The sequence below is a fragment of the Neisseria sp. P0006.S009 genome, assembly GCF_051962915.1.
In the GTDB taxonomy this organism is placed as follows: Bacteria; Pseudomonadota; Gammaproteobacteria; order Burkholderiales; family Neisseriaceae; genus Neisseria; species Neisseria subflava_E.
On the sequence record NZ_JBQCUV010000001.1, the window covers coordinates 23,800 to 48,294 of the forward strand.

At 48.1% G+C, this 24,495-nt stretch carries 26 protein-coding genes; 17 read left to right on the forward strand and 9 right to left on the reverse strand.

What is annotated here, in order from left to right; all coding sequences use genetic code 11:
- Window positions 1-56: 56 nt before the first annotated feature.
- On the forward strand, window positions 57-662 hold the full coding sequence (gene recR, locus ACTHTK_RS00105) for a recombination mediator RecR (RefSeq protein WP_003679078.1): 606 nt from the start codon (window positions 57-59) through the stop codon (window positions 660-662).
- 62 nt (window positions 663-724) lie between these two features.
- Here the strand turns inward: recR and ACTHTK_RS00110 are convergent, their stop codons facing one another.
- Window positions 725-1,012, reverse strand: coding sequence for a hypothetical protein (locus tag ACTHTK_RS00110; protein ID WP_003683377.1), 288 nt, complete (start codon window positions 1,010-1,012; stop codon window positions 725-727).
- A gap of 214 nt (window positions 1,013-1,226) precedes the next feature.
- Here ACTHTK_RS00110 and ACTHTK_RS00115 point away from each other — a divergent pair, with 214 nt between their 5' ends.
- The 4 genes from ACTHTK_RS00115 to ACTHTK_RS00130 all read left to right on the forward strand — a co-directional run bounded on the left by ACTHTK_RS00115 (window position 1,227) and on the right by ACTHTK_RS00130 (window position 6,344).
- Window positions 1,227-2,477: a lipoprotein-releasing ABC transporter permease subunit gene (locus ACTHTK_RS00115; protein ID WP_295862983.1), complete on the forward strand. Its 1,251-nt coding sequence runs from the start codon at window positions 1,227-1,229 to the stop codon at window positions 2,475-2,477.
- Window positions 2,470-3,153 carry a lipoprotein-releasing ABC transporter ATP-binding protein LolD gene (gene lolD / locus ACTHTK_RS00120; RefSeq protein WP_107723180.1) on the forward strand — a complete coding sequence of 228 codons (684 nt, stop codon included), beginning with the start codon at window positions 2,470-2,472 and terminating at the stop codon, window positions 3,151-3,153. Before ACTHTK_RS00115 ends, lolD begins: the two co-directional genes overlap by 8 nt.
- Before the next feature lie 131 nt (window positions 3,154-3,284).
- Window positions 3,285-5,048 carry an exodeoxyribonuclease V subunit alpha gene (gene recD / locus ACTHTK_RS00125; RefSeq protein WP_107723181.1) on the forward strand — a complete coding sequence of 588 codons (1,764 nt, stop codon included), beginning with the start codon at window positions 3,285-3,287 and terminating at the stop codon, window positions 5,046-5,048.
- Window positions 5,049-5,144: 96 nt separating this feature from the next.
- Window positions 5,145-6,344 (forward strand): hypothetical protein, encoded by a 1,200-nt coding sequence (locus ACTHTK_RS00130; protein WP_107723182.1) that lies wholly within the window; start codon window positions 5,145-5,147, stop codon window positions 6,342-6,344.
- A 93-nt stretch (window positions 6,345-6,437) separates the two neighbouring features.
- On the opposite strand, the gene ACTHTK_RS00135 is transcribed toward ACTHTK_RS00130, so the two are convergent.
- On the reverse strand, window positions 6,438-6,839 hold the full coding sequence (locus tag ACTHTK_RS00135) for an RNA-binding S4 domain-containing protein (RefSeq protein ID WP_003679090.1): 402 nt from the start codon (window positions 6,837-6,839) through the stop codon (window positions 6,438-6,440).
- Window positions 6,840-7,043: 204 nt separating this feature from the next.
- Between ACTHTK_RS00135 and ACTHTK_RS00140 the strand changes: the two genes are divergently transcribed.
- From ACTHTK_RS00140 to ACTHTK_RS00165, 6 genes are all read left to right on the forward strand, one after another.
- Window positions 7,044-8,003, forward strand: coding sequence for an acetyl-CoA carboxylase carboxyltransferase subunit alpha (locus ACTHTK_RS00140; protein WP_049333774.1), 960 nt, complete (start codon window positions 7,044-7,046; stop codon window positions 8,001-8,003).
- Window positions 8,004-8,220: 217 nt separating this feature from the next.
- Complete coding sequence (gene tilS / locus ACTHTK_RS00145; RefSeq protein ID WP_440379742.1) at window positions 8,221-9,429, forward strand: tRNA lysidine(34) synthetase TilS; 1,209 nt, start codon at window positions 8,221-8,223, stop codon at window positions 9,427-9,429.
- Between the two features lie 210 nt (window positions 9,430-9,639).
- The gene (gene rpoE, locus ACTHTK_RS00150) at window positions 9,640-10,239 is read left to right on the forward strand and encodes an RNA polymerase sigma factor RpoE (RefSeq protein WP_004519728.1); all 600 of its coding nucleotides are present in this window, start codon (window positions 9,640-9,642) and stop codon (window positions 10,237-10,239) included.
- A 5-nt stretch (window positions 10,240-10,244) separates the two neighbouring features.
- Window positions 10,245-10,793 carry a sigma-E factor negative regulatory protein gene (locus ACTHTK_RS00155; protein WP_107723184.1) on the forward strand — a complete coding sequence of 183 codons (549 nt, stop codon included), beginning with the start codon at window positions 10,245-10,247 and terminating at the stop codon, window positions 10,791-10,793.
- A gap of 118 nt (window positions 10,794-10,911) precedes the next feature.
- On the forward strand, window positions 10,912-11,703 hold the full coding sequence (locus tag ACTHTK_RS00160) for a TrmH family RNA methyltransferase (protein ID WP_107723658.1): 792 nt from the start codon (window positions 10,912-10,914) through the stop codon (window positions 11,701-11,703).
- A gap of 34 nt (window positions 11,704-11,737) precedes the next feature.
- Window positions 11,738-12,397 carry a YecA family protein gene (locus ACTHTK_RS00165; RefSeq protein WP_107723185.1) on the forward strand — a complete coding sequence of 220 codons (660 nt, stop codon included), beginning with the start codon at window positions 11,738-11,740 and terminating at the stop codon, window positions 12,395-12,397.
- A 60-nt stretch (window positions 12,398-12,457) separates the two neighbouring features.
- On the opposite strand, the gene ACTHTK_RS00170 is transcribed toward ACTHTK_RS00165, so the two are convergent.
- The 4 genes from ACTHTK_RS00170 to ACTHTK_RS00185 form a co-directional block, all read right to left on the reverse strand.
- Window positions 12,458-12,946 (reverse strand): DUF456 domain-containing protein, encoded by a 489-nt coding sequence (locus tag ACTHTK_RS00170; protein WP_049333782.1) that lies wholly within the window; start codon window positions 12,944-12,946, stop codon window positions 12,458-12,460.
- A gap of 143 nt (window positions 12,947-13,089) precedes the next feature.
- The gene (locus ACTHTK_RS00175) at window positions 13,090-14,325 is read right to left on the reverse strand and encodes an MFS transporter (RefSeq protein WP_107723186.1); all 1,236 of its coding nucleotides are present in this window, start codon (window positions 14,323-14,325) and stop codon (window positions 13,090-13,092) included.
- A gap of 100 nt (window positions 14,326-14,425) precedes the next feature.
- Window positions 14,426-14,824 (reverse strand): extensin, encoded by a 399-nt coding sequence (locus tag ACTHTK_RS00180; RefSeq protein WP_440378210.1) that lies wholly within the window; start codon window positions 14,822-14,824, stop codon window positions 14,426-14,428.
- Window positions 14,825-14,920: 96 nt separating this feature from the next.
- Window positions 14,921-16,966, reverse strand: coding sequence for a TonB-dependent receptor (locus tag ACTHTK_RS00185; RefSeq protein WP_107723188.1), 2,046 nt, complete (start codon window positions 16,964-16,966; stop codon window positions 14,921-14,923).
- A gap of 396 nt (window positions 16,967-17,362) precedes the next feature.
- Here ACTHTK_RS00185 and ACTHTK_RS00190 point away from each other — a divergent pair, with 396 nt between their 5' ends.
- Window positions 17,363-17,983: a TetR/AcrR family transcriptional regulator gene (locus ACTHTK_RS00190; protein WP_107723189.1), complete on the forward strand. Its 621-nt coding sequence runs from the start codon at window positions 17,363-17,365 to the stop codon at window positions 17,981-17,983.
- A gap of 90 nt (window positions 17,984-18,073) precedes the next feature.
- On the opposite strand, the gene ttcA is transcribed toward ACTHTK_RS00190, so the two are convergent.
- Together ttcA and ACTHTK_RS00200 are read right to left on the reverse strand one after the other, a co-directional pair.
- Complete coding sequence (gene ttcA, locus ACTHTK_RS00195; RefSeq protein ID WP_004519719.1) at window positions 18,074-19,033, reverse strand: tRNA 2-thiocytidine(32) synthetase TtcA; 960 nt, start codon at window positions 19,031-19,033, stop codon at window positions 18,074-18,076.
- A gap of 128 nt (window positions 19,034-19,161) precedes the next feature.
- Window positions 19,162-19,515: a RidA family protein gene (locus ACTHTK_RS00200; protein WP_003683286.1), complete on the reverse strand. Its 354-nt coding sequence runs from the start codon at window positions 19,513-19,515 to the stop codon at window positions 19,162-19,164.
- Between the two features lie 99 nt (window positions 19,516-19,614).
- Between ACTHTK_RS00200 and ybaK the strand changes: the two genes are divergently transcribed.
- From ybaK to hemB, 5 genes are all read left to right on the forward strand, one after another.
- The gene (ybaK, locus tag ACTHTK_RS00205; protein ID WP_107723190.1) at window positions 19,615-20,100 is read left to right on the forward strand and encodes a Cys-tRNA(Pro) deacylase; all 486 of its coding nucleotides are present in this window, start codon (window positions 19,615-19,617) and stop codon (window positions 20,098-20,100) included.
- A 15-nt stretch (window positions 20,101-20,115) separates the two neighbouring features.
- Window positions 20,116-20,703, forward strand: a complete 588-nt coding sequence (locus tag ACTHTK_RS00210) for a DnaJ domain-containing protein (protein WP_440378211.1) — start codon at window positions 20,116-20,118, stop codon at window positions 20,701-20,703.
- A 3-nt stretch (window positions 20,704-20,706) separates the two neighbouring features.
- Entirely contained in the window at window positions 20,707-21,579 is an 873-nt protein-coding gene (locus ACTHTK_RS00215; protein ID WP_107723192.1) for a DMT family transporter, read from the forward strand.
- Window positions 21,580-21,739: 160 nt separating this feature from the next.
- Window positions 21,740-22,450: a DUF6973 domain-containing protein gene (locus ACTHTK_RS00220; protein WP_107723193.1), complete on the forward strand. Its 711-nt coding sequence runs from the start codon at window positions 21,740-21,742 to the stop codon at window positions 22,448-22,450.
- A 32-nt stretch (window positions 22,451-22,482) separates the two neighbouring features.
- Window positions 22,483-23,484 (forward strand): porphobilinogen synthase, encoded by a 1,002-nt coding sequence (gene hemB / locus ACTHTK_RS00225; RefSeq protein WP_107723194.1) that lies wholly within the window; start codon window positions 22,483-22,485, stop codon window positions 23,482-23,484.
- 193 nt (window positions 23,485-23,677) lie between these two features.
- On the opposite strand, the gene ACTHTK_RS00230 is transcribed toward hemB, so the two are convergent.
- A complete protein-coding gene (locus tag ACTHTK_RS00230) occupies window positions 23,678-24,208 on the reverse strand; it encodes a hypothetical protein (protein WP_107723195.1) in 531 nt (176 codons plus the stop codon).
- Between the last annotated feature and the right edge of the window lie 287 nt (window positions 24,209-24,495).

Consider the following 24,495-nt stretch of genomic DNA (forward strand, 5'->3'; position numbering starts at 1 on the left):
ATGAATTCCGGCTGTTTTCTTATTTTTAGCTATCTTTTTAAAGGCCGTCTGAAATCATGAGTAAAAATCCTGATGCCTTTGTCCGCTTGATTAATGCATTAAAAATATTGCCCAATGTCGGCCCGAAATCCGCTCAACGCATGGCTTACCAGCTTTTACAGTACAAACGCGAAGAAGCGCAGGAGTTGGTGGACGCTTTGCAATTTGCCTTGAGACAGGTGCAGCATTGTCGGATGTGTAATACATTTTGCGAAGGCGATTTGTGTGAAATTTGCGCCGACGAAAAACGTGAGAAAAGCCGCTTGATGATTGTGCATATGCCGGCGGACGTCTCCAGTATGGAGGCGGCCAATTGTCATGATGGTCTGTATTTTGTTCTAATGGGACAAGTCAGTCCGGCGCAGGGCATGGATATTTCAGCAGTAGCGTTAGATAAACTGGTTGCCCGTTTGCAGGCGAGTGATATTGAGGAAATTATTATTGCCACCAACTTCACAGCCGAAGGCGACGCGACAGCGTATGTATTGGCGGAATTGTTTAAAAATCTTCCTTATAAAGTCAGCCGATTGGCGAGGGGAATCCCTTTGGGCGGCGAGATGGAATATGTGGATGCCGGTACTTTGGCTCAGGCTGTTTACGATAGAAGAAATATCCAATCTTAAATGGCAATATAAAAAGGCCGTCTGAAAGTCTTTCAGACGGCCTTTTTATTGATTAAATCAGATTATTTGCAGCTGACGCCTTGAATTTGAGGCGTATCACCGTTGCCGACTTTAAATGCGCATTTGGTTGCGCTGCTGCCGGATACGGTAACAACACCGTTTCCGCTGTTGAGGCTGACAGGTTCTTTTACGCCCATGCCGACAGCAGTAGCTGCCAGTTTTTGAACATCGGCGTCGGAGTAAGCGGTATTATTTGAACTGATTTTGATTTCTTTGGCGGCATATGCATTGAAGCTGAATGACAAACCTACAGCTACGGATACGAGGGCCAAGAATTTTTTGCTGTTCATTAGTGTATTTCCTTTTTGATGGTGACAAAGTGTGTCACAGCTTCAGAATAAGGGCGATTGGCTGATTGTGCAAGTTTTTCGGCGGAATTTACGGGAAGATACATGGTTTTACATACACTTTATCCCTGAATGCTACATCAGTCGGGCAATCGGACGACCTGTCGGTTTTACGGTACAATAAGCCTTTTTTGACAAACGAATGAGGCATTTTTGAATGGCTTCTTTAGAAACTTGGATAGGCCTGCGCTATCTGCGTGCGAAAAAACGCAACGGCTTTATGTCATTTATTACCATGATTTCAATCGTAGGTATCGCCTTGGGCGTAACGGCGCTGATTGTGGTGCTATCAGTAATGAACGGATTTCAGAAAGAGATACGCGGTCAATTGTTGAACGTCGCACCTCATGCGGAAATCGGCTATTACGATGTCGGCAGTGCGCCGGGTTGGCAGAATTTGCGCGAATTTGTAAAAGGCAAAAAGGAAGTGTTGGCCAGCGCACCTTATGTTTCCGATCAGGCTTTGCTTGCCAATGCCGGGGAAGTGCGCGGTGTGCAGATACGCGGTATCTTGCCGTCTGAAGAAAAAAATGTCGTTGATTACGGCAAGGATATGCCGGCCGGCAGTTTTGACGATTTGAAGCCGGGCGAATTTGATATTATTTTGGGTCAAGGGCTTGCTGAGGCATTGGGCACGGAGATTGGCGGCAAGGTTACTGTGATTACGCCGGAGGGTAATGTCACTCCTGCCGGCGTAGTGCCGCGATTGAAGCAGTTTAATGTGGTCGGTGTGGTAAAAACAGGTGTTTATGAAGTCGATAACACATTGGCCATGACGCATATCAAGGATGCGCAAGTCTTGTATCGTCTGGGAGAAAATGTCGGTGGGCTGCGTTTACGATTGGCTGATCCTCAGAATGCACCATCTTTCATTGCCAAGTTGATTCCCGATGCTAAAAAAGATGAAGTATGGGTGCGCGACTGGACGTTTAACAACCGCAGCTATTTTGAAGCCGTTGAGTTGGAAAAACGCATGATGTTCATCATTTTGACGCTGATTATCGCGGTTGCTGCGTTTAACCTCGTTTCTTCTTTAGTAATGGCGGTAACGGAAAAACAAGCCGATATTGCGATTTTGCGCACTTTAGGTTTATCTCCGGGCGGCGTCATGAAGATTTTCTTGGTGCAGGGTGCTTTTGCGGGGTTCTTTGGTACGCTTGTTGGTGTCGTATGCGGTGTATTGCTGGGTTGGAATGTCGGTAAGATTGTCGCATTTTTTGAAGACCTGTTTGGCGTGCATTTGATTAACTCACAGGTTTATTTCATCGATTACCTGCCTAGTGATGTGAATTTGAAGGATGTCGCCGTTATTGCCTGCATTTCGCTTGGCTTGGCATTTATCGCCACACTGTATCCGAGCTGGCGTGCTGCGAAAACCCAACCCGCGGAGGCTTTACGTTATGAGTAAGACAATTTTGAAATGTATCGGCGTTGGCAAAAGCTATAATGACGGCGCATTGAATGTACAAGTGTTGAATCATTTGGATTTTGAAGTTGCCGAAGCGGAAAGCGTGAGTATTATCGGTTCATCAGGCAGCGGTAAATCTACGTTGCTGCACCTTCTTGGTGGCTTGGATATGCCGTCTGAAGGCAAGGTAATATTGATGGATCAGGATTTGGGCGGTTTGAGCCAAAAACAGTTGGGCGAATTGCGCAACCGTTATTTGGGCTTTGTGTATCAGTTCCACCATCTATTGCCTGAGTTTTCTGCGTTGGAAAATGTCATGATGCCGCTTTTAATCGGCAAAATGCCCAAGGCTATGGCCGAGGAGAAGGCTGTCAAGATGCTGAAGAAGGTCGGCTTGGACAAGCGTATGCTGCACCGTCCAAGCGAACTTTCCGGCGGCGAGCGTCAGCGTGCGGCGATTGCCCGTGCTTTGGTTAATAAGCCGAAATGCCTGTTGGCGGATGAACCGACGGGGAACCTTGACCGTAAAAATGCGCAAAATGTGCTGGACATGATGCTGGATTTGAAACGCGAATTGAACACCAGCCTGATTGTAGTGACCCATGATGATGAGCTGGCTGAGCGTTTCGACAGGGTAATGACCATGAAAGACGGCAGCCTGCAAGTGCTGCAATAAGGTTATTATTTCAGGCAAATATTTTATGCTTTGAACGGTATAATAGAGGCCGTCTGAAAAATAGGTTTTCATTTATGGAAACACTGTTTTTCAGACGGCCTTTCTTTTTCCGTATCCATCAATCCTGAGCCATGAACCCGACCGACTCTATCCTTTCCTCTGCCGCAGATGCGGCCATAGCGTTTTTCCGCCGCCACGAAGTACAGGGCGCATCCGTTATTGAGCCTTATGTGGTTCGACTGTTTGCAGCCTTGCAAAACGGGCATTCGTTTATTTACTTGGATAAAGCGGATGTCGATGCCTTAAGCAATTTGCCGAATTTAGTCGGCAATGCGGATAAACCGCTTATCCTGCAAGGCAGGAAATTGTTTTTAGGGCGGATGTGGCAGTTGGAGCATGATTTGGCTGTCGAAATCAAACGGCTGGCCAGTGCCGAGGCGGAAGAAGTGAATTTCATGGCGGCTTCAAAAAGCCTGAGTGATTGGTTTGATCCTAAAGACAGTAAAGAGCAGAGGGATGCTGCGGCTTTGGCCTTGCTGCAAAACTTTATGTTGATTACCGGCGGGCCGGGTACGGGTAAGACGACAACCGTCGCAAAGCTTTTGGGCCTGATTTGTAATAACAGTACGAAGTTGCCCCGTATCGCGTTGGCGGCACCGACGGGCAAAGCGGCTGCGCATATGGCACGGGCTTTGCAACGTGCTTTGGACGGTTTTGATTTGTCTCCGAGCGTCAAAGCGCATCTGGAAAACTTGGAAGGGCAGACTGTCCATCGTTTGTTGAAACTGCGTCCGCCGCAAATGCGCCCTGCGTTCAATCATGAATATCCGCTTGCATTGGATGTTTTGGTGGTGGATGAGGCTTCGATGTTGGATTTGCCGCTGGTATTGGATTTATTGCGCGCCGTGCCGACCGGTTGTCGTTTGGTGTTGCTTGGCGATGAAAACCAGTTGCCGTCGGTTGGGTTAGGAGCCGTATTGGCGGCATTGTCGCGTCCAACGGCTTTGGATAAAGAAACCGCTGAAAAGCTGGAAGTGTACCTGCCCAATCATGGCTTTGAGATAAAAGGGCAGCCACAGGCTTTATCACAAAACAATGCCAAATTGACGTTCAGTCACCGTTTTGGTGCAGACAGCGGTATCGGCTGTTTGGCAAGGGCGGTGGTGTCCGGGGAAAAGCAAACTGCGGTCGAACAGTTTGACAAGTTCCCCAAAGAATTGGAAATGAAACCAGGCCGTCTGAAAGAGCAGGTTGCTTTACTGTATCAAAAGCAACAGGATTATTGGCAGGCCGTGACAGAGAATAATGTTGCACTTGCCTATGGTCATGCTGCCGATGTGGTGGTATTGGCAGCTTGGCGGCAGGATGCGGATGATTTGAATCAGGCTTATCAAGAATACCTGCAACGACAAGGAAAAGTTTTGGGCGAAATGCCTTGGTTTGCCGGACAAATCATCATGATTACGCACAATGATTACATGCTGGAAGTGTTTAACGGCGACATCGGGCTGATTATGAAAGATGAAGAATCGTTGAATGGCTTGTCTGCCTATTTTCCTGAGAAAGATGGATTCAAAAAAATTGCCATCAGCCGTTTGCCGGATTTTGAATCGGCTTTTGCTATGACTGTGCACAAGAGCCAAGGTTCGGAATATCGGGAAGTATGGCTGTTACCTCCGTCAGTGCCTGCAACGACGGAGAGTGAAGAAGAGGCTCGAGGTTTAGATAAGGCTTTGCTTTACACAGCCATTACCCGCGCGCGTGAACGTTTTGTGTTTTGGGGAAATGCGGAGGAATTGTGTCAGGCTGTGGGATGCCATCAAAAACGCAGGACGGCATTGGCCGATGCCTTGAAATGGCAGTTTGAAGAGCCTGATGAGCAGGCTTCCGTTTGACCTGAATCAAGAGGCCGTCTGAAAGAGGATAAAGCGTTTAAATCTGCTTGACTGATTACACTAATTTACATACGATAAAAATAATTAGTAAATAAAATGAATAATTTATACAAAATTCATAATTTTGTACGCTTTATCGAATACTTCACTTTCAATATCTTCTTTTGGAGAGTCGGCATGAAATTTCAAACCAAACTGATTGCAACCTGTATTTTATTGGCTTCATCGTCTTATTCTTTAGCAGAAAATGCTGATGGCGGACGTGATGCGGTGGCTTTGGCCACCACCAACGATTATGTCAATTCTGGCAGTATTATTCGCAAAGATGACGATAAAATCAGCATTTTCAATGATTTGTTGACTGTGAATGGTGGCTTGCGCGTACGTGCGGATACCAAAGACATCAATGCCAACAACAGCAGCATCAATCCGACGCCTGAAGACACCAATACCAATTTTAATGCAGAGTTTTGGTTACGCGCAAAACTGTATAAAGATTGGAAATTGGTTGCGCAAATCGAGCCGAATATTGATTTGGAAACCGGTAAGTTCAACGGTGATCATGATGTGCCGGTGAATAAACTGTATGCCGAAGGTACTTTGTACAACAACATTAAAGCGCGTGTCGGTAAATTTGGCGCGTTCTCTTCATACGGTCGCGTATGGGATACCGAAGTAACCGGCGGCGAAATCTTCTTCGACAATAAAACCCTGCCTACCAAAATCTATGCGGGCCGCCGTACTGGCAATCTGAACGACAACGCATGGGGCATTGGCGGCCGCCGCAGACATTTTGCCGCGGTTCAAAGCATGTTGCCTGTGAATGAGAATATCAACGTCGGCGCAACCGTCAGCTACATGAAAGACATCGATGTACGCGGTGCGAAGAAAAATGCGGTCTTCGGAGAAATCGGTACGGACATCAAGTTTAATGACGATTGGCATTGGATGGCTGCAGTCAGCAAGTCCAATATCAAAGCCTATAATGATGCCGGCCAAAAAATCAAAAATGATGGCGTGTTCACGGAAGTGCGCTATAAATCAGCCGACTGGAACGTCCGCAATTCTTACGATGTATTCTTGAACTACCGCCGTGTCGGTTCATTGTCCGGTGTCTCTTCTGTTGAGGATTACAGCAAAAACGTCCAAGGCGTGCAAATCGGTGCGACCTATATCCCTTGGAAAAACTGGAAACTCAAAGGCTTCTATTTGGCCGGCAAACAGGTTACGCCTACCGTCGGCACGGATAAGCAGGACGTAAACGTTATCCGTGGTCAGTTAGAATATAAATTTTAATCATCACAAATAAAAACAGGCAGGATGTCCTGCCTGTTTTTGGTTTTCAGACGGCATGGATATGGAGCCGTCTGAAACAATGGATGAAACGCTTTACCAGCTATCGCGCTTCATACGGTCAAGCTGACGGCGGTCGCGTTTGGTTGGGCGTCCGTCCGGATAAGCGGCACTGATGCGGCTGGCCTGGTCGAGCTGTTTTTGAGCTTCGCGTTCGGCAGCCGTTTTCATGTCTTCTTCGTAGAGTAAACGCGCTTCCGGTGCCGGGCGGCGTTGATGATTGAGCGCGGCAACTTTGAATTTATAGGGTAGGGAGTTCAAAGTCATGTCGATGGTGTCGCCGGCAGAAATATTTTTGCTGTTTTTCACCTTCGAGCCGTTTACCAAAACCCTGCCCAGCTCAATATGTTTTTGTGCCAGCGCGCGGGTCTTGAAAAAGCGCGCGGCCCACAGCCATTTGTCCAAGCGCATGGACGAATTGTCATGATCGTTTTTCATAGCCTGTTTGAAATGATTGAACTGAATTGAAGTTTATCATAAGATACGGCACTTCATTCGTTTAGTGCAGATATACTATTTCTTTGTTAAAGGCCGTCTGAAAGATTTTTTATTGCAAAAGATGGCAGTTTCCCTTTGAGAAATGCTGTCAAATACGTCTGATTAGCGTATCATGTCAGCAACCGTTACCGAGAGCTTTGTTTTATGAAACCCGTTTTTTTGGACTTCGAACAACCCATCGCCGAATTAACCAATAAAATCGACGAGTTGCGATTCGTACAAGACGAATCTGCCGTTGATATTTCCGACGAGATTGCCAGACTGCAAAAGAAAAGCAGCGAGTTGACCAAGTCGATTTTCAGCAAGCTGACTCCGGCTCAAATTTCACAAGTGTCCCGTCATCCGCAACGTCCTTATACTTTAGACTACATCAACGGTATTTTTACTGATTTTGAAGAGTTGCACGGCGATCGCCATTATTCTGACGATCATGCCATTGTCGGCGGTTTGGCTCGTTTCAACGGCCAAAGCGTGATGGTTATCGGCCATCAGAAAGGTCGCGATACCAAAGAAAAAATCCGCCGAAATTTCGGTATGCCGCGTCCAGAGGGTTACCGTAAAGCGCTGCGCTTGATGCAGACTGCCGAAAAATTCAATATTCCGGTCATGACCTTTGTCGATACCCCGGGTGCGTATCCGGGCATTGGTGCAGAAGAACGCGGCCAGTCTGAAGCCATCGGCCGTAATTTGTACGAACTGACCCGCCTGCATGTGCCGGTATTGTGCACCATCATTGGCGAAGGCGGTTCGGGTGGTGCGTTGGCAGTGGCTGTCGGTGACTACGTCAATATGCTGCAATATTCGACTTATTCGGTGATTTCTCCCGAAGGTTGCGCCTCTATTCTTTGGAAAACCGCTGAAAAAGCAGCGGATGCCGCGCAAGCATTGGGTATTACCGCCAAACGCCTGCAAGAGTTGGATGTCATCGATAAAGTAATTGATGAGCCTTTGGGCGGCGCACACCGTGATTTTGAAACCACGATGAAAAACGTCAAAACCGTTTTGGAACAGCAATTAAGCGAAGCGCAAAGCATGACTATGCCTGACTTGCTTTCCCGCCGTTTCGACCGCATCATGGCTTACGGTAAATTTACCGATAAATAAGTTTGACTGTTGAAGAAGCAAGCAGATGCCGTCGCTGCTTGCTTTTTTTGTGTTCTATTTTTGAGTAATTCACAATTTCAGGCCGTCTGAAATGTCGCAAGTATCCCCTGATCCCCTATTTAAAAGTTTTCAAGCAGCTTTTCCTGATTTGCCGAGCTATACTGTTTTTGAAGTTGGCTTGAGTGGCGGATTGGATTCTGTCGTCCTATTGCATCTTTTGCACCGGATGCGCGAATTCCGCCGTTTTGATTTGCGTGCCGTCCATGTTCATCATGGTTTAAGCACCAATGCCGACAGTTGGGCAAAATTTTGTCAGGATTATTGTCAGCGTCTGAATGTTGCCTTGCGGGTGTGCCGTGTCAATGTGGAAAAACAAGAAAAAGGTTTGGAAGCGGCGGCTAGGGCTGCCCGATATCAGGCATTTTCAGACGGCCTGAAGAAAATTATTGTTTTGGCACATCACCGCAATGATCAAATCGAAACATTTATGCTGTCGGCTGTGCGCGGTGGCGGATTGCGCGGTATGGCGGCCATGCCGGTATGGCGTGATTTAAATGAAGAGATTCAAATTTGGCGGCCGCTTTTGGCATTTTTCCGTCAGGAACTGGCTGAGTATGCGCAACAGTGGGGGCTGTCTTTTGTCGAAGACGAAAGTAATGAAGACTCCGGCTATTTACGCAATTGGATGAGAAATCAGGCTTTACCGCAATGGCAGCAGCGTATTCCGAATTTTGAGCAGCAAATTTGTGCCAATGTTCGATTATTGCAGGAAGATTTGCAGCTTTTAGATGAATTGATTGAGTCTGAATACCAGCGCATCAGTCCAAACGGAATATTCAGCATCAGTCTGTGGCGACAATGTACGCCGCTTTTGCGTCGTCGGCTGCTTTGGTATTTTTTGCGAAAGCAAACGGAATCATTGCCTTCTTATCACAGTATTGTCGATTTTGCCCGAGTATTGGAAACCGCTGATCAGGCGCAGTTGAATTTGCCAGATGGGGAACTGGTCGCATATCGGGACAAGCTGTTTGTTTGTCAGGAAAGTGAGTTTCAAAAACTGCCTTGGTGTAATGGCAGGGAAGTTCAAGGCCGTCTGAAAGATATTTTGCTCGAAAATGGTTTTGTTTTATTACCGTTTAAGGGAGGTTTGTCGGAAGAGGAGTTGGAGAAGCCGGCGGTACTTAGAAGTGTGGCCAAAAGTGATGTGATTCAGTCGGGACAGAGGGAAAAATCAGTCGAAAAACTATTGCAAGAGTGTCATATTGTGCCACTCGTCCGTAAATATTGGCCAATTATCCTAAGTATGGGCAACAAGTGCCTTGCTGTTGTTAATCTTCGGGTGGGAAGCGATGTTCAAATAGGGGAAGGCTATCTGCCTGTTCATGAAAAGTTGGTCAAATATATAGCAGAAAAGCAAAGAGACTAACTGTAAATTTAGTAAGTATTAGTAATTTAACTACTTGTGCTAAGTGTATATATAATAAGCAATACAGCTTATGTTAGAGCATCTGCACGAATAAACTTTTGCGATTAAATGTAATCTTGTGGAACTATTTCAAAGCGATGCTGTCTTTATTGTGCACAGCACGCTTTACTATTTTTTGGTTTAAAGCAGTAAAACGATTAAAGGTTGGGTATGAACGATCGCCAAATAGATCAAGTTTTGGTGGAGCGCGCGCAGAAAGGTGACCATAAGGCATTCGAGATGCTGATGTCCAAGTATCAGCGTCGGCTAAACAGACTGATTTCCCGTTTTATTCAGGATGAGCATGAAGTGCACGATGTAACCCAAGAGGCAATGATTAGGGCTTATCGTGCGCTGGTTAATTTTCGAGGTGAGAGTGCATTTTATACGTGGCTGTACCGTATCGGTATCAATACGGCAAAGAATTTTCTGACCACTTCGGGTCGCCAGTTTTTTGTCAGCTCGGAAGCAGCCAATGAGGAGGGAGATGTTCTTGATTTAACCGATCAGATTGCGGATTACCATACGCCGGAAGCTGAAATGATGAATCGGGAAATCTTGCAGACCGTCGAAGCAAGCATTGCGCAACTGCCAGACGATATGCGTCAAGCCATTACGCTTAGGGAAATGGATGGCTTGTCTTATGAAGAAATAGCTCGGGTAGTGGATTGTCCGATAGGTACTGTACGTTCGCGTATTTTCAGAGCGCGTGAACTGATTGCAAAAGATTTGCGGCCGCTGTTGGATACTTCTGAAGATCAAAGGTGGTAATAAAAATGAACGAAAAAACAAATAAAGCATTGGAGTATGTGTCTGCATTGATGGACGGTGAAGCATTGACTGATGAGATGCTGGATGCCGTATTGGCAGACGAAGAAGCCATGCGCGCTTGGCATGAGTACCACATTATCGGCGACTGTATCCGTCAGGGCGCGGCGGTAAAGGTGGCTGATGAAAGCATGCAAAGCAAAGCATTTACAGTGCCTCAAGCCGAAGCTGAAGGCAAACAGGAAAAATATGCTCAGCGTGAAGCGGCCAATAGCGGCTTCTTCAAATTCTTCGCAGCCGTTGCCAGCGTGTGTGCCATTGCTGTGACGGCATGGCAGTTTACGCCGCAAACTTCTCGTGACACTCTGCCGGTTGCAGAGAAGTCTATTACTCAGCCTGCCCAAAATATCATTCCAGTGAGCGGTACACCTAGTGATAAAGCAGCTTCAGAGCCTGGCGAGACTGTTGTGCCGAATGCGGCAAAAGACGGTAAACTTGAAAACCGTCCGACTGTCCGTACCGAGCAGCAACATGAGCAGCAGACTGTTGTACAGTAAAAAATGAAATTATGTGAAACCCTTGCTTCATTGCAAGGGTTTTTTATTTTCGTAGCAAAACCGTCAGGCCGTCTGAAAGCATAGCTTCAACGAAGTCAAAACAGTTATAATGCGCTCCATGAAATTGATTACCTCTGCTCAAAACGAACAGCTCAAACATTTATTCCGTCTGCTGACGCAGGCCAAAGCAAGGCGTGAAAGCGGTGAAACCGTATTGGAAGGCGTACATCTGCTGCAAACTTATTTGCAAAGCGGCGGTACGCCCAAACAGGTTTATCTGCCTGAAAAGAAACAGCAACATCCTGAAATTCAAGACATGACGGCGCAGTTGGATGAGGGATTGATTACTTGGGTTGGTAACGAAGCACTGTCTAAAATCACCAGCCTGACCGATGCCGATGATGTGATGACTTGGATTGATATTCCGCAGCAGGCAGGTTTACCTTCAGACGGCGATTGTGTGGTATTGGAGCGGGTACAAGACCCCGGTAATGCAGGCACAATTTTGCGCAGCGCGGCGGCGGCAGGAGTCAAGCAAATTGTGTGCGGCAATGATTCCGTGGATATCTGGTCGCCTAAAGTGTTACGAGCGGGGATGGGCGCGCATTTTCTGCTGTCTATTTTCAGCCGAGTGGAATTATCCGCTTGGATAGAAACGTATCAGCATCAAATTTGGGCAACCGCCTTGGGCGGGCGCAATATCGGTTTGTATGAAATGAACCTCAGTCAACCTTGTGCTTGGGTATTTGGCAACGAAGGCAGCGGCGTGAGCGAAAGGGTAAAAGAGAAGGCCGATGCCTGTGTCAAAATTCCCATGTTGGGGCAAACCGAATCCCTGAATGTCGCGATGGCAGCAACGGTTTGTCTGTTTGAACAAATGCGGCAGCGTATCCATGCTCAGGCCGTCTGAAAACAATAATACGATTTTATTTTAAGGAACAAAAATGCAAATACTGACTTTTGATGAAGCGGCACGCAGCCGCTTGATGGAATTGTTGGATGCCAAATCCGAAGCCCACAACACCATGCGTTGTGATGAAGTTCAAGGTTTTATGATGGCTTTATTGAGCGGTCCGGATGCTTTGAATCCGACCAACTGGCTGCCTGAGATTTTAGGTGAAGAATCTTTGTTTGATGCCAAAGAGCGCACTGAAATCGAGCGTTTGGTGATGGCAATGGCCGCCGATATGCGCATGAAGCTCAACGAAAAAATTCTGCCTGATTTGTGGTTTTATGAAGATGAAGCCGGCAATCCGGATTTTTACACTTGGTGTAACGCCTACCTTTACGCATTGGATATTGTGCCTACCGATTGGTTTGAAGCAGTCGATCAGGAAGAGTTTGAAGATTTGTTCTATCCGATCATGGCTTTGGGGGGCATCTACGACGAAGAGGAAAACGGCGAAGTTATTTTACATCTGAATGAAAAAGAGTTGACCCAGCTGGAATCTGATTTGCCGCATGTCCTGCTTGATATTTACTGGTATTGGCAGTCCATCATCAATAAACCTCAAACCGTACGCCGTGAAGGCGAAAAAGTGGGGCGCAACGATCCTTGCCCTTGTGGCAGCGGTAAAAAATACAAAGCCTGTTGCGGTAAATAAATAGCGAAATAAAAAGGCCGTCTGAATGCTTGAAATTCAGACGGCCTTTAATGTTTTGTCTTAGAACAACGAGGCCAACCAAACAAACAGGATGGTCAGTGCAATGGTCAAGGCACAGCCGATTTTGGCTACTGTGCCGATGATGAAGCCGATAAACGTACCGATACCGACTTTGCCTGCCTGCCAAGTGTCTTTGCGTGCGATAAATTCGCCGATGGCCGCACCGGTCAACGGGCCGAGCAACAAGCCGGGAATGGAGAAGAATGCGCCGACGATGCCGCCGATAAATGCACCCCAAACCGCGGTTTTACTTGCGCCGGTATATTTTGCACCCAACGCACCCGCCACATAGTCCATCGCAGTACCGAATACGGCAACGATGGCCAAAAATGTCAGCGTACCCGAGCCAAACACTTGATAATCGCCGGCATAACCCAACAGCCATGCACCACCAAACATCAAACCCAATCCGGGCAAGGCAGGATAAATAGTGCCTAAAATACCGACAACAATGGCGATCAAGCCGAGAACGATGAGAACAGCAGTCATGAGGTTCCTTTTGAATTTAAGAGTGTAATAACGGCAGTATTATGGGCACGTTTTGTTATATTTTCATGAGAGATTGTGCAATAAAATGAAAAATTATCCGGAGGCGCGCTCAATTAAAATCGATGAATAAATATCTAAGCGAATTATTGTGAATCACGATCCGAATGATTGAATAAATTTCTATTCAAATATAAAAGCAGGCCTACCAATACGGCCAAGTACACTGCAACCCAATACGCATCTGTATAACCAATAGACTTTGCCAGCCGTAGGGCGGCAAAACCGGCCGCGTAACTGCCGAGCAGGACGACGGAAAATTGCAGGCTGCTGTCGAGTACGGCGGTGGCGCGGTCGGATTTGTCCATCACCAACGCCAGTATCACCGGCAGCAGCAGCGTGTAGCTCAGGCTCAGGGCGATGATTTGCGCGGGGGGCAGCCAAGAGTGGACGCGGGCGAGCGTATCGATGGCAGTCATGGACACCAAAAGCGGCAGTTGCAGCACGTAGAGTAGGAACACGAGTTTGCGGCGCGGATAATTGCGCGCAAACCAGCCCGACAGCGGCGTTACAATCAGGCAGGCAACAGGAATACCTACCGCCAAAATCCCGCCCGTCTGCTTCGGGTTGAAGCCCAAATCTGCCAGTTTGGGCACAAAGGTTGCCGCCATAAACGCATATGGTGCGGCAACGGCAAACAGCAAAACCAGCCACCGCCAGCCCGTTTCAGGCTGCCGCCAAAAGGAAATCAGCCGCCTCGCTAACGCCGTCAAACCGCCTTGCGCCGTCGGGCTGTCCGACTCGCGGTAGTACAAGAGTTGCAGCAGCATCAGCAAGCTGAACGCCAGCATAAAGCCGGCCGCCGCCGTCTGTCCGTATTCCTGATACAGCCACAATACCAGCGCACCGCCGATCATCTTGCCACCGCGCGCCGCCATCGTCTGAATCACGCCGCCGAAACCGCGTTCGCGGTGCGGCAGGACGATGCACGACAAACCCAGCATCGCGCAGCCGTACACCGCCGACATCGCCGAGAGCAGTACGCAGCAGGTCAAAAGCAGCGCGAAGTTCTGCGTTATGTCGGTACAGGCCATCAGCCCGAACACTGCCGAAAGCCCCAGCGTCGCCGCCAGCAGCCAGCTGCGAAACCGCCCGAACCGCCCCGCCGGCCGCCGCTCCATCAGTGCGGCAAACAATACCTTCGCTGCTTCGATACTGCCGATTAAATGAATCCAGCTCAGTTGGTTCAGGCTGTAACCGTGATTTTTCAAAATAGCGACCAGCGCGACCAGATAAAAACCGGTTAGCGTGAATTTGTAAGTGCTGCCGCCGATAAGCAGCAGCCAGTCGCGTGAGTTTGGAGAAGTCTGATTGTCGGACATCACATGATTCTTTTGAAGATGAGGCAAATAAAGGGACAAGGCCGTCTGAACATATTGGGTGGCAATACTTGATTTGTATTTAAATAGGTTTAGTATCTTTTCAGACGGCCTTCAATGCTTCTTCTGCGCGAAACAGGGCGGTTGTTTCATCTGCTTCGACGATGTAGTTCACGCCCAGCGCGGGGCCGAGTTTGGACGATTGTTCGCGGAAGAACGCCAGCTGCGCCACGTTGGGTTCGATAAGGAGCATGGCGGCGCAGCGTTCGGACAGTTGCGGCCGATGTGCCTTTATCCATTCGATGTAGGTTTTGCGATCGGCAATGCGCTGTTCATCGCTCACCTGCCGCCGCATCGGGGTGCAGACGGTGGCGAAGCGGCAGTTTTGGCTTAACAGGGTTTCGAATTCGGCCAGCCAGTCGGTGAAGTCGGCGACGTGGGTCAGGTCGGTCAGGTAGATGGTGCCTTCGGGCAGGGTTTTGGCGGGGGTGAAGTAGTGCATGGGATTCCTTTGGGTGTTTTGGAGGAATAAACGGTAGGTCGGGCATAAATGTCCAACCTATGTTTTTTCAGACGGCCTCCATCATTTCAGCTTCATTTAAAACTTCCATTCCGCGCTCACGCCTACGCTTCTGGGGCGTTGGTAGAGCGCGTCTTGGCGGTCGGCGCTGGAAATGAATATGGGTTGGCGGCGGTTGAACACGTTGTCGGCGTAGAGCGAGACGCGGCCTTGTTTGAAGTTGTAGGCGGTGTAGAGGTTGACTTGGTTGTATGCGCTGATTTTGCCTGATTCGGCATTGTCGGCAGCGGAGTAGTAGCCGCCGTAGAAGCGCACGTCGCCGCCGGCTTCCCAGCCTTTGTCGTTCAGGTATTTCACGCCGATGTTGGCGGTGTATTTGGGCGCGCGGCCGAGTTTGTTGCCTTCGATGCCGCTGTCGGGATAGCTTTTGATTTTGGTGTTGAGCAGTCCCAGTCCGGTGGTGAGTTTCAGGCTGTCGGTCGCCTGCCAGTCGGCGGCGAGTTCCGCGCCGTAGGTATGAACTTTTTTGGCGTTGCGGATGACGACGGAGTTGGTGCCAAGATAGAAGGGGAGCTGCATGTCGCGGTAGTGGTTCAGAAACAGGTTGCCGGAGAGTTGCAGGCGGCGGTCTGCGCTGCGCCAGCGGGTGTACCACTCGTAGTTGTTCACATATTCGGGTTCATAAGTGTAGGTTACGACGGGGCGGCCGAAGGTGATGCCCGCGCCGCCGGGGTTGTAGCCGCGCGCGGCTTTGATGCCGCTGACCCATTGGTCAGTGGGTTTGAAGGCGATATCGATTTTGGGCAGGAACACGGTCTGGCCTTTGTCTAAATCAAGGTGCAGTGCGCCGCTACCGCCGCTTCGTTTGTGCGTTTCTTTTTCAATGCGGGCGGCGGCCGTGATGTCCCATTTTTCGCTGGGGCTGTATGTGGTTTCGGCAAACAGGGCGCGCACGCTGTTGCGGTCGTCAAAGGTATTGCGGCCGCCGACGCTGCGGATATCCACCCATTCGTCTTGTTTGCTGCGGAAGTAGTGCAGCCCGGCAAGGCCTTTCAGACGGCCTTTGTTTGAAAAATGCAATACCGGCTCCCATTGCAGTTCGCGGCCTTTGAGTTCGGCGGGTACGCCTTGCGGGCTGACGGTCATCGGCAGGTGCAGCCGCTCGTTGTGGTAGCGGCCGTAAACCAGTTTGTTTTCCAGTTTTAGATAGTCGTTAAGCTGCCACGATACGTCCCAGATGCCTGATGTCGAGCCGGTTACGAACACGGGTTTTTCTTTTAAAAAACGGCGGCTGGCGGTGTTGCCCATGATTTCGTTTTGCGGAGCGCACGAACGGATATGGTTCAGTGTCAGGCGGCTGTAAAAATCGGGATGGTTTTCGGGCGTGAGCAGGAGTTTGAAGCGCACGTTGTTGTTTTCCACGCGGCGCGGGTTGCCGGTCGGCTCATAGGACACGAACGGCTCATAGCTTTCGCGCTGCTGCCGTTCCGCGCTCAAGCGGAAGGCAAGGTTGTTTTTCACAATCGGACCGGACACTACGCCGGCGATGTTGCGCGTTTTCTGGTTGCCCAAACCCAAGCGCAGCGCGCCTTCCCATTCGTCGGTCGGGTCTTTGGATCGCATCACCACCGCGCCCGCCACCGCGTTCTGCCCGCGCACATGGCTTTGCGGCCCGCGCAAGACTTCCACTTGCTGCATATCCCACAGCGACTGCGTGCCGAAGGCGTATTCATTGTAAGTGGCGGAGCGGCCGTCTATGGACAGGTTCAGGCGCGGCCGCGTGCCCGCAAAAAACGCCACCGCGCCGACGGCGGGGCCGGAGCCGTCCACGCCGCGCACGGTCGGTAAATCGTTACCGCTGCCCAAGTCCACCGTGTTCACGGTCTGTTTGAGTAGGTCGGTTGCGGAAAGATTGTGGCCGCTGCGGTCGATATTCGGCGTGGTGAAAACGCGGTTGGACGTGGCAGTTTCAAAGCCGCTGCGGTTGGTGCGTTCGCCGGTGACGACGACTTCTTCCAACTGCACTTGTTCCGCATCTTGTACCGCATCGGCGGCATAAATCCATTCGGAGGCGAAAGCGGCGGCAATCAATAGGGGGAGGCGGCGGAGGGTGTGTTTCTGCATTTCCTTATCCTTTCAGACGGCATACGACGGGGTGGATTGAACATCAGGTAATCCAATTGCTCCGTCAGTATGCAAATATTTGTGTTTACACATTTACATAAAATAAACTATTAATGTAAAGTATAAGAAATAAGAAACAGGAATGCAAGTGTTTATCATTCACTTTACTTCCCTCTTATCTTGTGAATCGACCAAAAAAAATCCCTCTCCTATTTTGGGGAGAAGGTTGGAGGAGGCAGATTCTGTAATCTTCATGAATTTGGCCTGCTAAGCATCCGATAGCCCTCATTCGTAGGGCGGAGCGGAGGGATAAGGAAAGAGGTCGTCTGAAAGCCGCCATATTGCCATTGCCGCCGTGGGGAAATATGATAAGCATCCGACTTGCGGATAACTTTAATGAAAAACCTTTATGAACAAAATCAAAATCTTCTTATCGTCATGACTGCCAGCAAACAACAAACCATCGCCGACACCGCCCGCCGCCTGTTCCGCGAACACGGTTTTTCCGCCGTATCCGTGGGCGGAATCTGCACCGAGGCCGCCGTCAGCCGCGTCACTTTTTACAAATATTACAGCGGTAAAAACGCACTCTTGCAGGCAATCGTTACCGAGCAGAAAAACTACGTCCGTGCCGAATTTGAAAATCTGCTTAAACGGCAATGCAGCTTGCGCGAAGCTGCCGAGGCTGTGTTTTCCCTGCAAAAACAATCATTTGAAGAGCTTTATTCCGCCGTTTTCCTGCGCGACATCGAAGAGAATACCGATTTAGAGCTGGAGCGGTTTTTCCACGAATTGAACGAAGAAAAATACGCCTTTATGCGCGGTTTCTTCCACACCCTGCAACAACGCCGCCTGATTCAGCCCGATTTGCCGGTGGAACTCATCGACCTGTTCATCCGTCAGGCGGATATATTGATGCGCCATCCTCAACTGACCGCGCTTTATGCCGCCGCGCCGCAAAAGCTGCCGCAAGACGTATTGGGATTGTTGCTGCACGGTTTGTCAGGGAAAGAATAGATAAAAAAGAATAGAAAAATTTTAAATATGAATATTCAGACGGCCTTTCGGTAAATAGCTACCGAAAGGCCGTCTGAAAATTAAATGGAATTATAAACCGCAGGTTTTAGGTTTGTTTGCCAGAATATTGATGACTTTGCGTTCGGCTTTTTGCGGCTCGATTTTGATTTCGCTTTCGTCTTCTTCGCTACCGTCGGAGAAACGTTCCGGCATTTTTTCGCTGTCAAACGCTAAGTCGCCACCATGTTTCAGGCTCTGACCGCGTTCCAAGCCGACAAAGTCAAAGAGTTCGGTATCGGCCAAATGCGATGGAACAACGTTTTGCAGGGCGGAGAACATCGATTCGATACGGCCGGGGAAGCGTTTGTCCCAATCGCGCAGCATGTCGCCGATGACTTGGCGTTGCAGGTTGGGCTGAGAGCCACAGAGGTTGCATGGAATAATTGGGAATTGCTTCAGCTCGGCGTATTTGATCAAGTCCTTCTCTTTGACATACGCCAGAGGACGGATGACAATGTGTTCGCCATTGTCGCTCACTAGCTTGGGCGGCATGGCTTTGAGTTTGCCGCCGTAAAACATATTCAGGAACATGGTAGCGAGGATGTCGTCGCGGTGGTGTCCCAAGGCGATTTTGGTGCAGCCCAATTCTTTTGCGGTGCGGTAGAGGATGCCGCGGCGCAGGCGGCTGCACAGCGAACAAGTCGTTTTGCCTTCGTCCAATACGCGTTTAACGGTGGAGTAGGTGTCTTCTTCAACGATTTTGTAGGGAACGCCGATGCTTTCGAGATAGGTCGGCAATACTTCTTCAGGGAAGCCCGGCTGTTTTTGGTCGAGATTGACGGCGACCAGTTCAAAATCAATCGGCGCACTGGCTTGAAGCTGGCGCAGAATGTCTAAAAGGGCGTAGCTGTCTTTGCCGCCGGAAAGGCAGACCATGATTTTGTCGCCCGGTTCGATCATGTTGAAATCGTTAATGGCATCGCCGACGGCGTGGCGCAGGCGTTTGCTGAGTTTGTTGTTTTCTAATTCTTGCTTGGTTTTTTTGGACATGGCTGTTTGTGCTTTGAAATAATAGAAAAATTTAAGGGCGGTATTGTACCGCAAAAGAATAAAGGCCGTCTGAAAAACTGCGCTTACTTGGTTGAAGCTGCGTTTTCAGACGGCCTGAGGATTGTGTTTTATTTGATTTGAAGGGCGGTGATTTTGATTTCAACCTTCCAGTCGGGCGAAGCCAGTTTCGCTTCCACGCAGGCGCGGGCCGGAGCGCGTTCAGGGGCTGTCCATGCATCCCAGGCTTCGTTCATGGCGGCGTAGTCGTTCATATCGGGCAGATAGATGGTGGCTTCTAAAATATGGGCTTTATCGGATTGGCATTGCGCGAGCCACGAATCGATTTGCGCCAAAACATTTTCAGTCTGCGCTTTGGCATCGGCTTCAGGATTTTCCGGAACCATGCCGGAGAGGAAAACCAAGCCGTTGGCTACGACGGCTTCTGAATAGCGTTTGCTTGCACCAAGATAGCGGATGTCCATGTTGTCTCCTGATTTCAAAAAGAAGGTATGGTAACATTGCGACTGTTTACGTTCCACATTTAAGAGGGGCCGTCTGAAAAGGATGGCAGAAAACAACCCATGAGTAAAGCAGAATATCCGGTTACGCAGGCAGTGCGCTTTTTACGCAGTAAGAAAATCGATTTTGTCCCTTATGTTTATGCGTATGAAGAACATGGCGGTACAGCGCGTTTTGCCGAATGTACGGGCAAGCCCGAGCATCAAGTCATCAAAACGATTGTCTTGCAGGATGAGCATAAAAAAGGCTTGGTTGTTTTAATGCATGGCGACAAACATATTTCCACCCGCAATCTGGCGCGCGAACTGGGCTTGAAACACATCGAGCCGGCAACGGCGGATCAGGCAGCGAAATGGACAGGATATTTGGTCGGTGGGACGTCTCCGTTCGGTATGAAAACCGCGTTGCCGGTTTATGTGGAAGAAAGCATTTGGGTTTTAGACGAGATTTTTATCAATGGCGGAAAACGTGGGTTTATCGTAGGCATGAAGCCTGAAAACCTGCGGACGCTTAATCCGCAAGATGTTCATGTTGCAGTGGACGCGTAAAGGAGGGGAATATAGATGGAACAAGTGAATTTATACGAAATCTTGGGTGTGTCTCAGGATGCTGATATCAACCTTATCCGCGAGGCTTATGGCAAATTGGTGACCAATCCGGATATTCAGAAAGATGCGGAGCGTTTCAAAGCCATCGGACAGGCGTTTGAAGTATTGTCTCATCCGGAAAAACGTTTGGCTTATGATGCGGCTATGCAGTACGAACGTCAGGAAGTTAAAGACAACAGCTTCAATGATACAGCGACAAATGTGGTCAACACGCCCAGCTCTGACGTAAAAAACTATGTTTTTATTGCTTATGTTACATATGCTGTGGGCTTATTGATTTTGTTTACCCCCGTTGTCGGTGTGATTATGGCGTATGTTAAACGCGATGAGGCTCAAGGCAGTATTTACGCCAGTCATATCGATTATTTGATTAAGACATTTTGGGTGTCTTTAGTGGGTACGGTTTTGGGAACTTTTACTACACTGATCTTAATTGGTTGGCTGATTTTGTTGGTAACTGCCATTTGGTTTATTTACCGTGTAGTCATCGGACTGATTAAACTGAATGAAGATAAGCCCGTCTCCACTCAAGGATGGTTTTAAAGCATGGCATATTTATTGGCAAGTATCGTTTGCAGCGTGTTGGTGTCCGTATTGCTGAAAGTGGCGCGCAAGCAAAAAATCAATATCGAGCAGGCGGTGGCGGTGAACTATATCGTTGCCGTCACTTTGACCATGCTGGTGTTAAAGCCTGATTTGAGCAATCCGCAGGTATTTTTACCGACGTGGTGGCTTTTTGCGGCCTTGGGTATTTTGCTGCCAACCGTGTTTGTCATTATGGGCAAATCGGTAGATGCGGCAGGTATCGTCAAATCAGACGCAGCACAACGCTTATCGCTGTTTCTGCCGATTGTCGCTTCATTCATGCTTTTCCATGAGCAGTTGACTGAAGACCGTCTGATTGGTTTGGTATTGGCATTTACGGCACTGTTTTTCTTACTTTGGAAAAGCGATGGCGGCAAGAAATCCGGCGGCCTCAGTACGCAAGTGATGCTGCTTTTGGGCGTTTGGTGCGGCTACGGCGTCATCGATATTTTGTTCAAACAAGTGGCGAAAAGCGGTACCGCGTTTGCCGGTAATTTGCTGGTGGCGTTTTGTTTGGCTGGTATCTTGATGTTTGGCTACCTGTTTGCCAAAGGAAGCAAATGGACCAAAGAGGGCATCTTGGGCGGTATGATTTTAGGCTGCCTGAATTTTTTGAATATTGTTACCTACATTTCGGCACACCAAATCATGAAGGATAATCCGACTTTGGTTTTTGCCGGTATGAATATTGGCGTGATTGTTTTGGGTACGCTGATTGGTGCGGCAATGTTTAAAGAAAAAATCAGCAGCATTAATGCAGCTGGTATCAGTATTGCTATTTGCTCGATAGCCTGTCTGTTTTATTGGCCGCAAATTCGAAGCTTGGTAGGTTAAAAATACTTATGCCGTCTGAAAATTTTCAGACGGCCTTATTTTTATTATAAAATAGCCATTCATGCGCCGATTTGGCCGTATGGGAATTATTTTGCGCTTACGGGCGTTTCTATGTTAAACAAAGAAGTTGAACTCACACAATAATATCGATAGTTACATCATGAAACATATTAAAAAACACATTCAATACGCCGTTTTCGGCATGCTGGTATTGTCCGGTTGCCAATCGTATCAGGAAGATCAAAGCCGCCGCAGTAAAATGGCACAATTTGCGCTTAACCATCCCGTAGCCGCCCAAGTTATCGGCATGGAAGACGAAGGCTTAATCAATATGACCAGTAATGCCACACGCTTTGCCGAGCGTACAGGTTTGGACGACAAAGCAAACGGCGACAGCAGGGGAACACAGGTCAATGCCGTACGCCAAGCATTATGGCAGGCGGCGATTGCTTCTAAATTCGACAGCATTATTGCCGAAAAAGCAGGTAATGCGCGCCTGACGGATATGGAGTTGCGAGAAGGTAAAGACGACTACTTCAGCCGTTACCTTGCCGACCAGGCAGTCGATCAGCGAAACAACCGTATCGGCCGCAGTATCGGCAGTGCCAAACCCGACAGCGATATGAAGACGCTGGCGGCAAGCATTTTGTTCTACTACAACAAAGTAGGCTTATGGACGGCTTCCGAAGTGAACAACCGTTGGCGCATCAAACAGGAAAAACTTTCAGACGGCCAATATGCCGAGGCATTGAAAAATATCGCCAAATTGGATCAAAACGGCATGACCGAGCAGGAACGTAATAGTTATAAAACCGGTACGCTCAGCGAAATCAAACGTTCGGTCAAAGCCATACGTCAAGTCGAAGACTGATTTTAAGACTTCATTATTGAAAGGCAATTGTTATGAATTTCCCTCCGCGTTATGTCTCAAACACCCGTATGCGCCGTATGCGTAAAGACGATTTTTCACGTCGTCTGATGCGCGAGCATACTTTGACGGCAGATGATTTAATCTATCCAGTTTTTGTATTGGAAGGCCAGAATCAGGAAGAGGCAGTCCCATCCATGCCGGGTGTCAAACGCCAAAGTTTGGACAAATTGTTGTTTACCGCTGAAGAAGCACTGAAGCTCGGCATTCCTATGCTGGCTTTGTTTCCTGTGGTAACGCAAAACAAAACCGAGTTTGCGGAGGAAGCTTATAACCCTGAAGGCTTGGTGCCGACAGTGGTACGAACCCTGCGCGAGAAATTCCCAGAGCTGGGTATCATGACCGACGTTGCCTTGGATCCCTATACCATTCACGGCCAAGACGGTTTAACCGATGAAAATGGCTATGTCCTCAACGATGAAACCATTGAAGTTTTGGTAAAACAGGCTTTGTGTCATGCCGATGCAGGCGCACAAGTCATTGCCCCATCCGACATGATGGACGGACGTATTCTTGCCATCCGCGAAGCCTTAGAAGATGCCGGACATATCCATGCGCGCATCATGGCGTATTCGGCAAAATATGCTTCAGCATTCTACGGCCCGTTCCGCGATGCTGTCGGCAGCTCCGGCAATTTGGGTAAGGCAGACAAGAAAACCTACCAAATGGATCCTGCAAACACTAACGAAGCCTTGCACGAAGTAGCATTGGATATTCAAGAGGGCGCAGACATGGTAATGGTAAAACCGGGTCTGCCGTATCTGGATGTTGTCCGCCGAGTTAAAGACGAGTTCGGCGTACCGACTTATGCTTACCAAGTTTCCGGCGAATATGCCATGCTTCAGGCTGCCATTCAAAACGGTTGGCTGGATGGCGAAAAAACCATTTTGGAAAGCCTGTTGGCATTCAAACGCGCCGGTGCTGATGGTATTTTAACTTACTATGCGATTGAAGCGGCAAAATTGTTGAAGAAGTAAAATAAAGAAATAAATCAAAAAGCGGCAAACAGTGTTTATCCTGTTTAGCCGCTTTTTTGTATTACTTAAGATTGGCTCAATCATTATATTTCAGACGGCCTTGATACGGAAAAATGTATAGTTATTAATAGATTAATTGAAATCTAAGTTACTGAATTTCAAATTATGCAATTTTGAAATTTATGGTTTGTTTTTAATAATATCGTCTGATACTTAAGGCTTCCAATACGTTTTCAAGCAACGGCATGGTAACGAACGACAGTATTAATGAAGATACGATGCTTATCAGAATAATCTTATTTAAAAATTGAGCATATTGAGTTTTTGTAAAAGCCAAAGCCACAGCAATAATGAAATACAGTAATGTCATGAAAGGTGGGAACGCCAAGTAGTAAAAAGCAGCACCGCATATCACGCCGGATAGGACGATTTTGCTTAATTTGGACAGTTTCTCAAACTCAAGAGGAACGATAACTATTGAAAGCACAAATGGTTTAAAAAATAGATAATTCATTTGTGTAAATAGTGGATCAAATGCCCAATATTCTTTTATGCGGACGTATTTCAAAAAAATAAAGGTCTGTAGGAATATGGATAGTAATACACCATAGAAAATAACTTGTTTTTCAAGCTGCTTCTTAGAGTAGAATCCAGCAAGCCTGATAAAGGCAATGACAGCTGCAACTAAGCATAGACCCATTAGGAGGAAAAGGATAAATCCCATTTTTTTCTCAATTCATTATAAATATCGGTGGATTGAATTTTTAGTTTTCTTTAGAGCCTGACTAAGGTTTATTTTTTGAAAATCTAAAAAAATCTTGTATAGTAATTTTGACCAAATAAAGGTCGTCTGAAAAATAGCCTACTGATTTTTCAGACTAAGTAGCCTAGAAGGTGATCCGAATGTCCAATTATCGAATATTCAAGGAGGAAAAGGGGAAATAAAGGGGAGATTTGGAACAAAAACAGCTGAAATCCTGTATTTGGATCTCAGCTGTTGGGTAGAGTTTT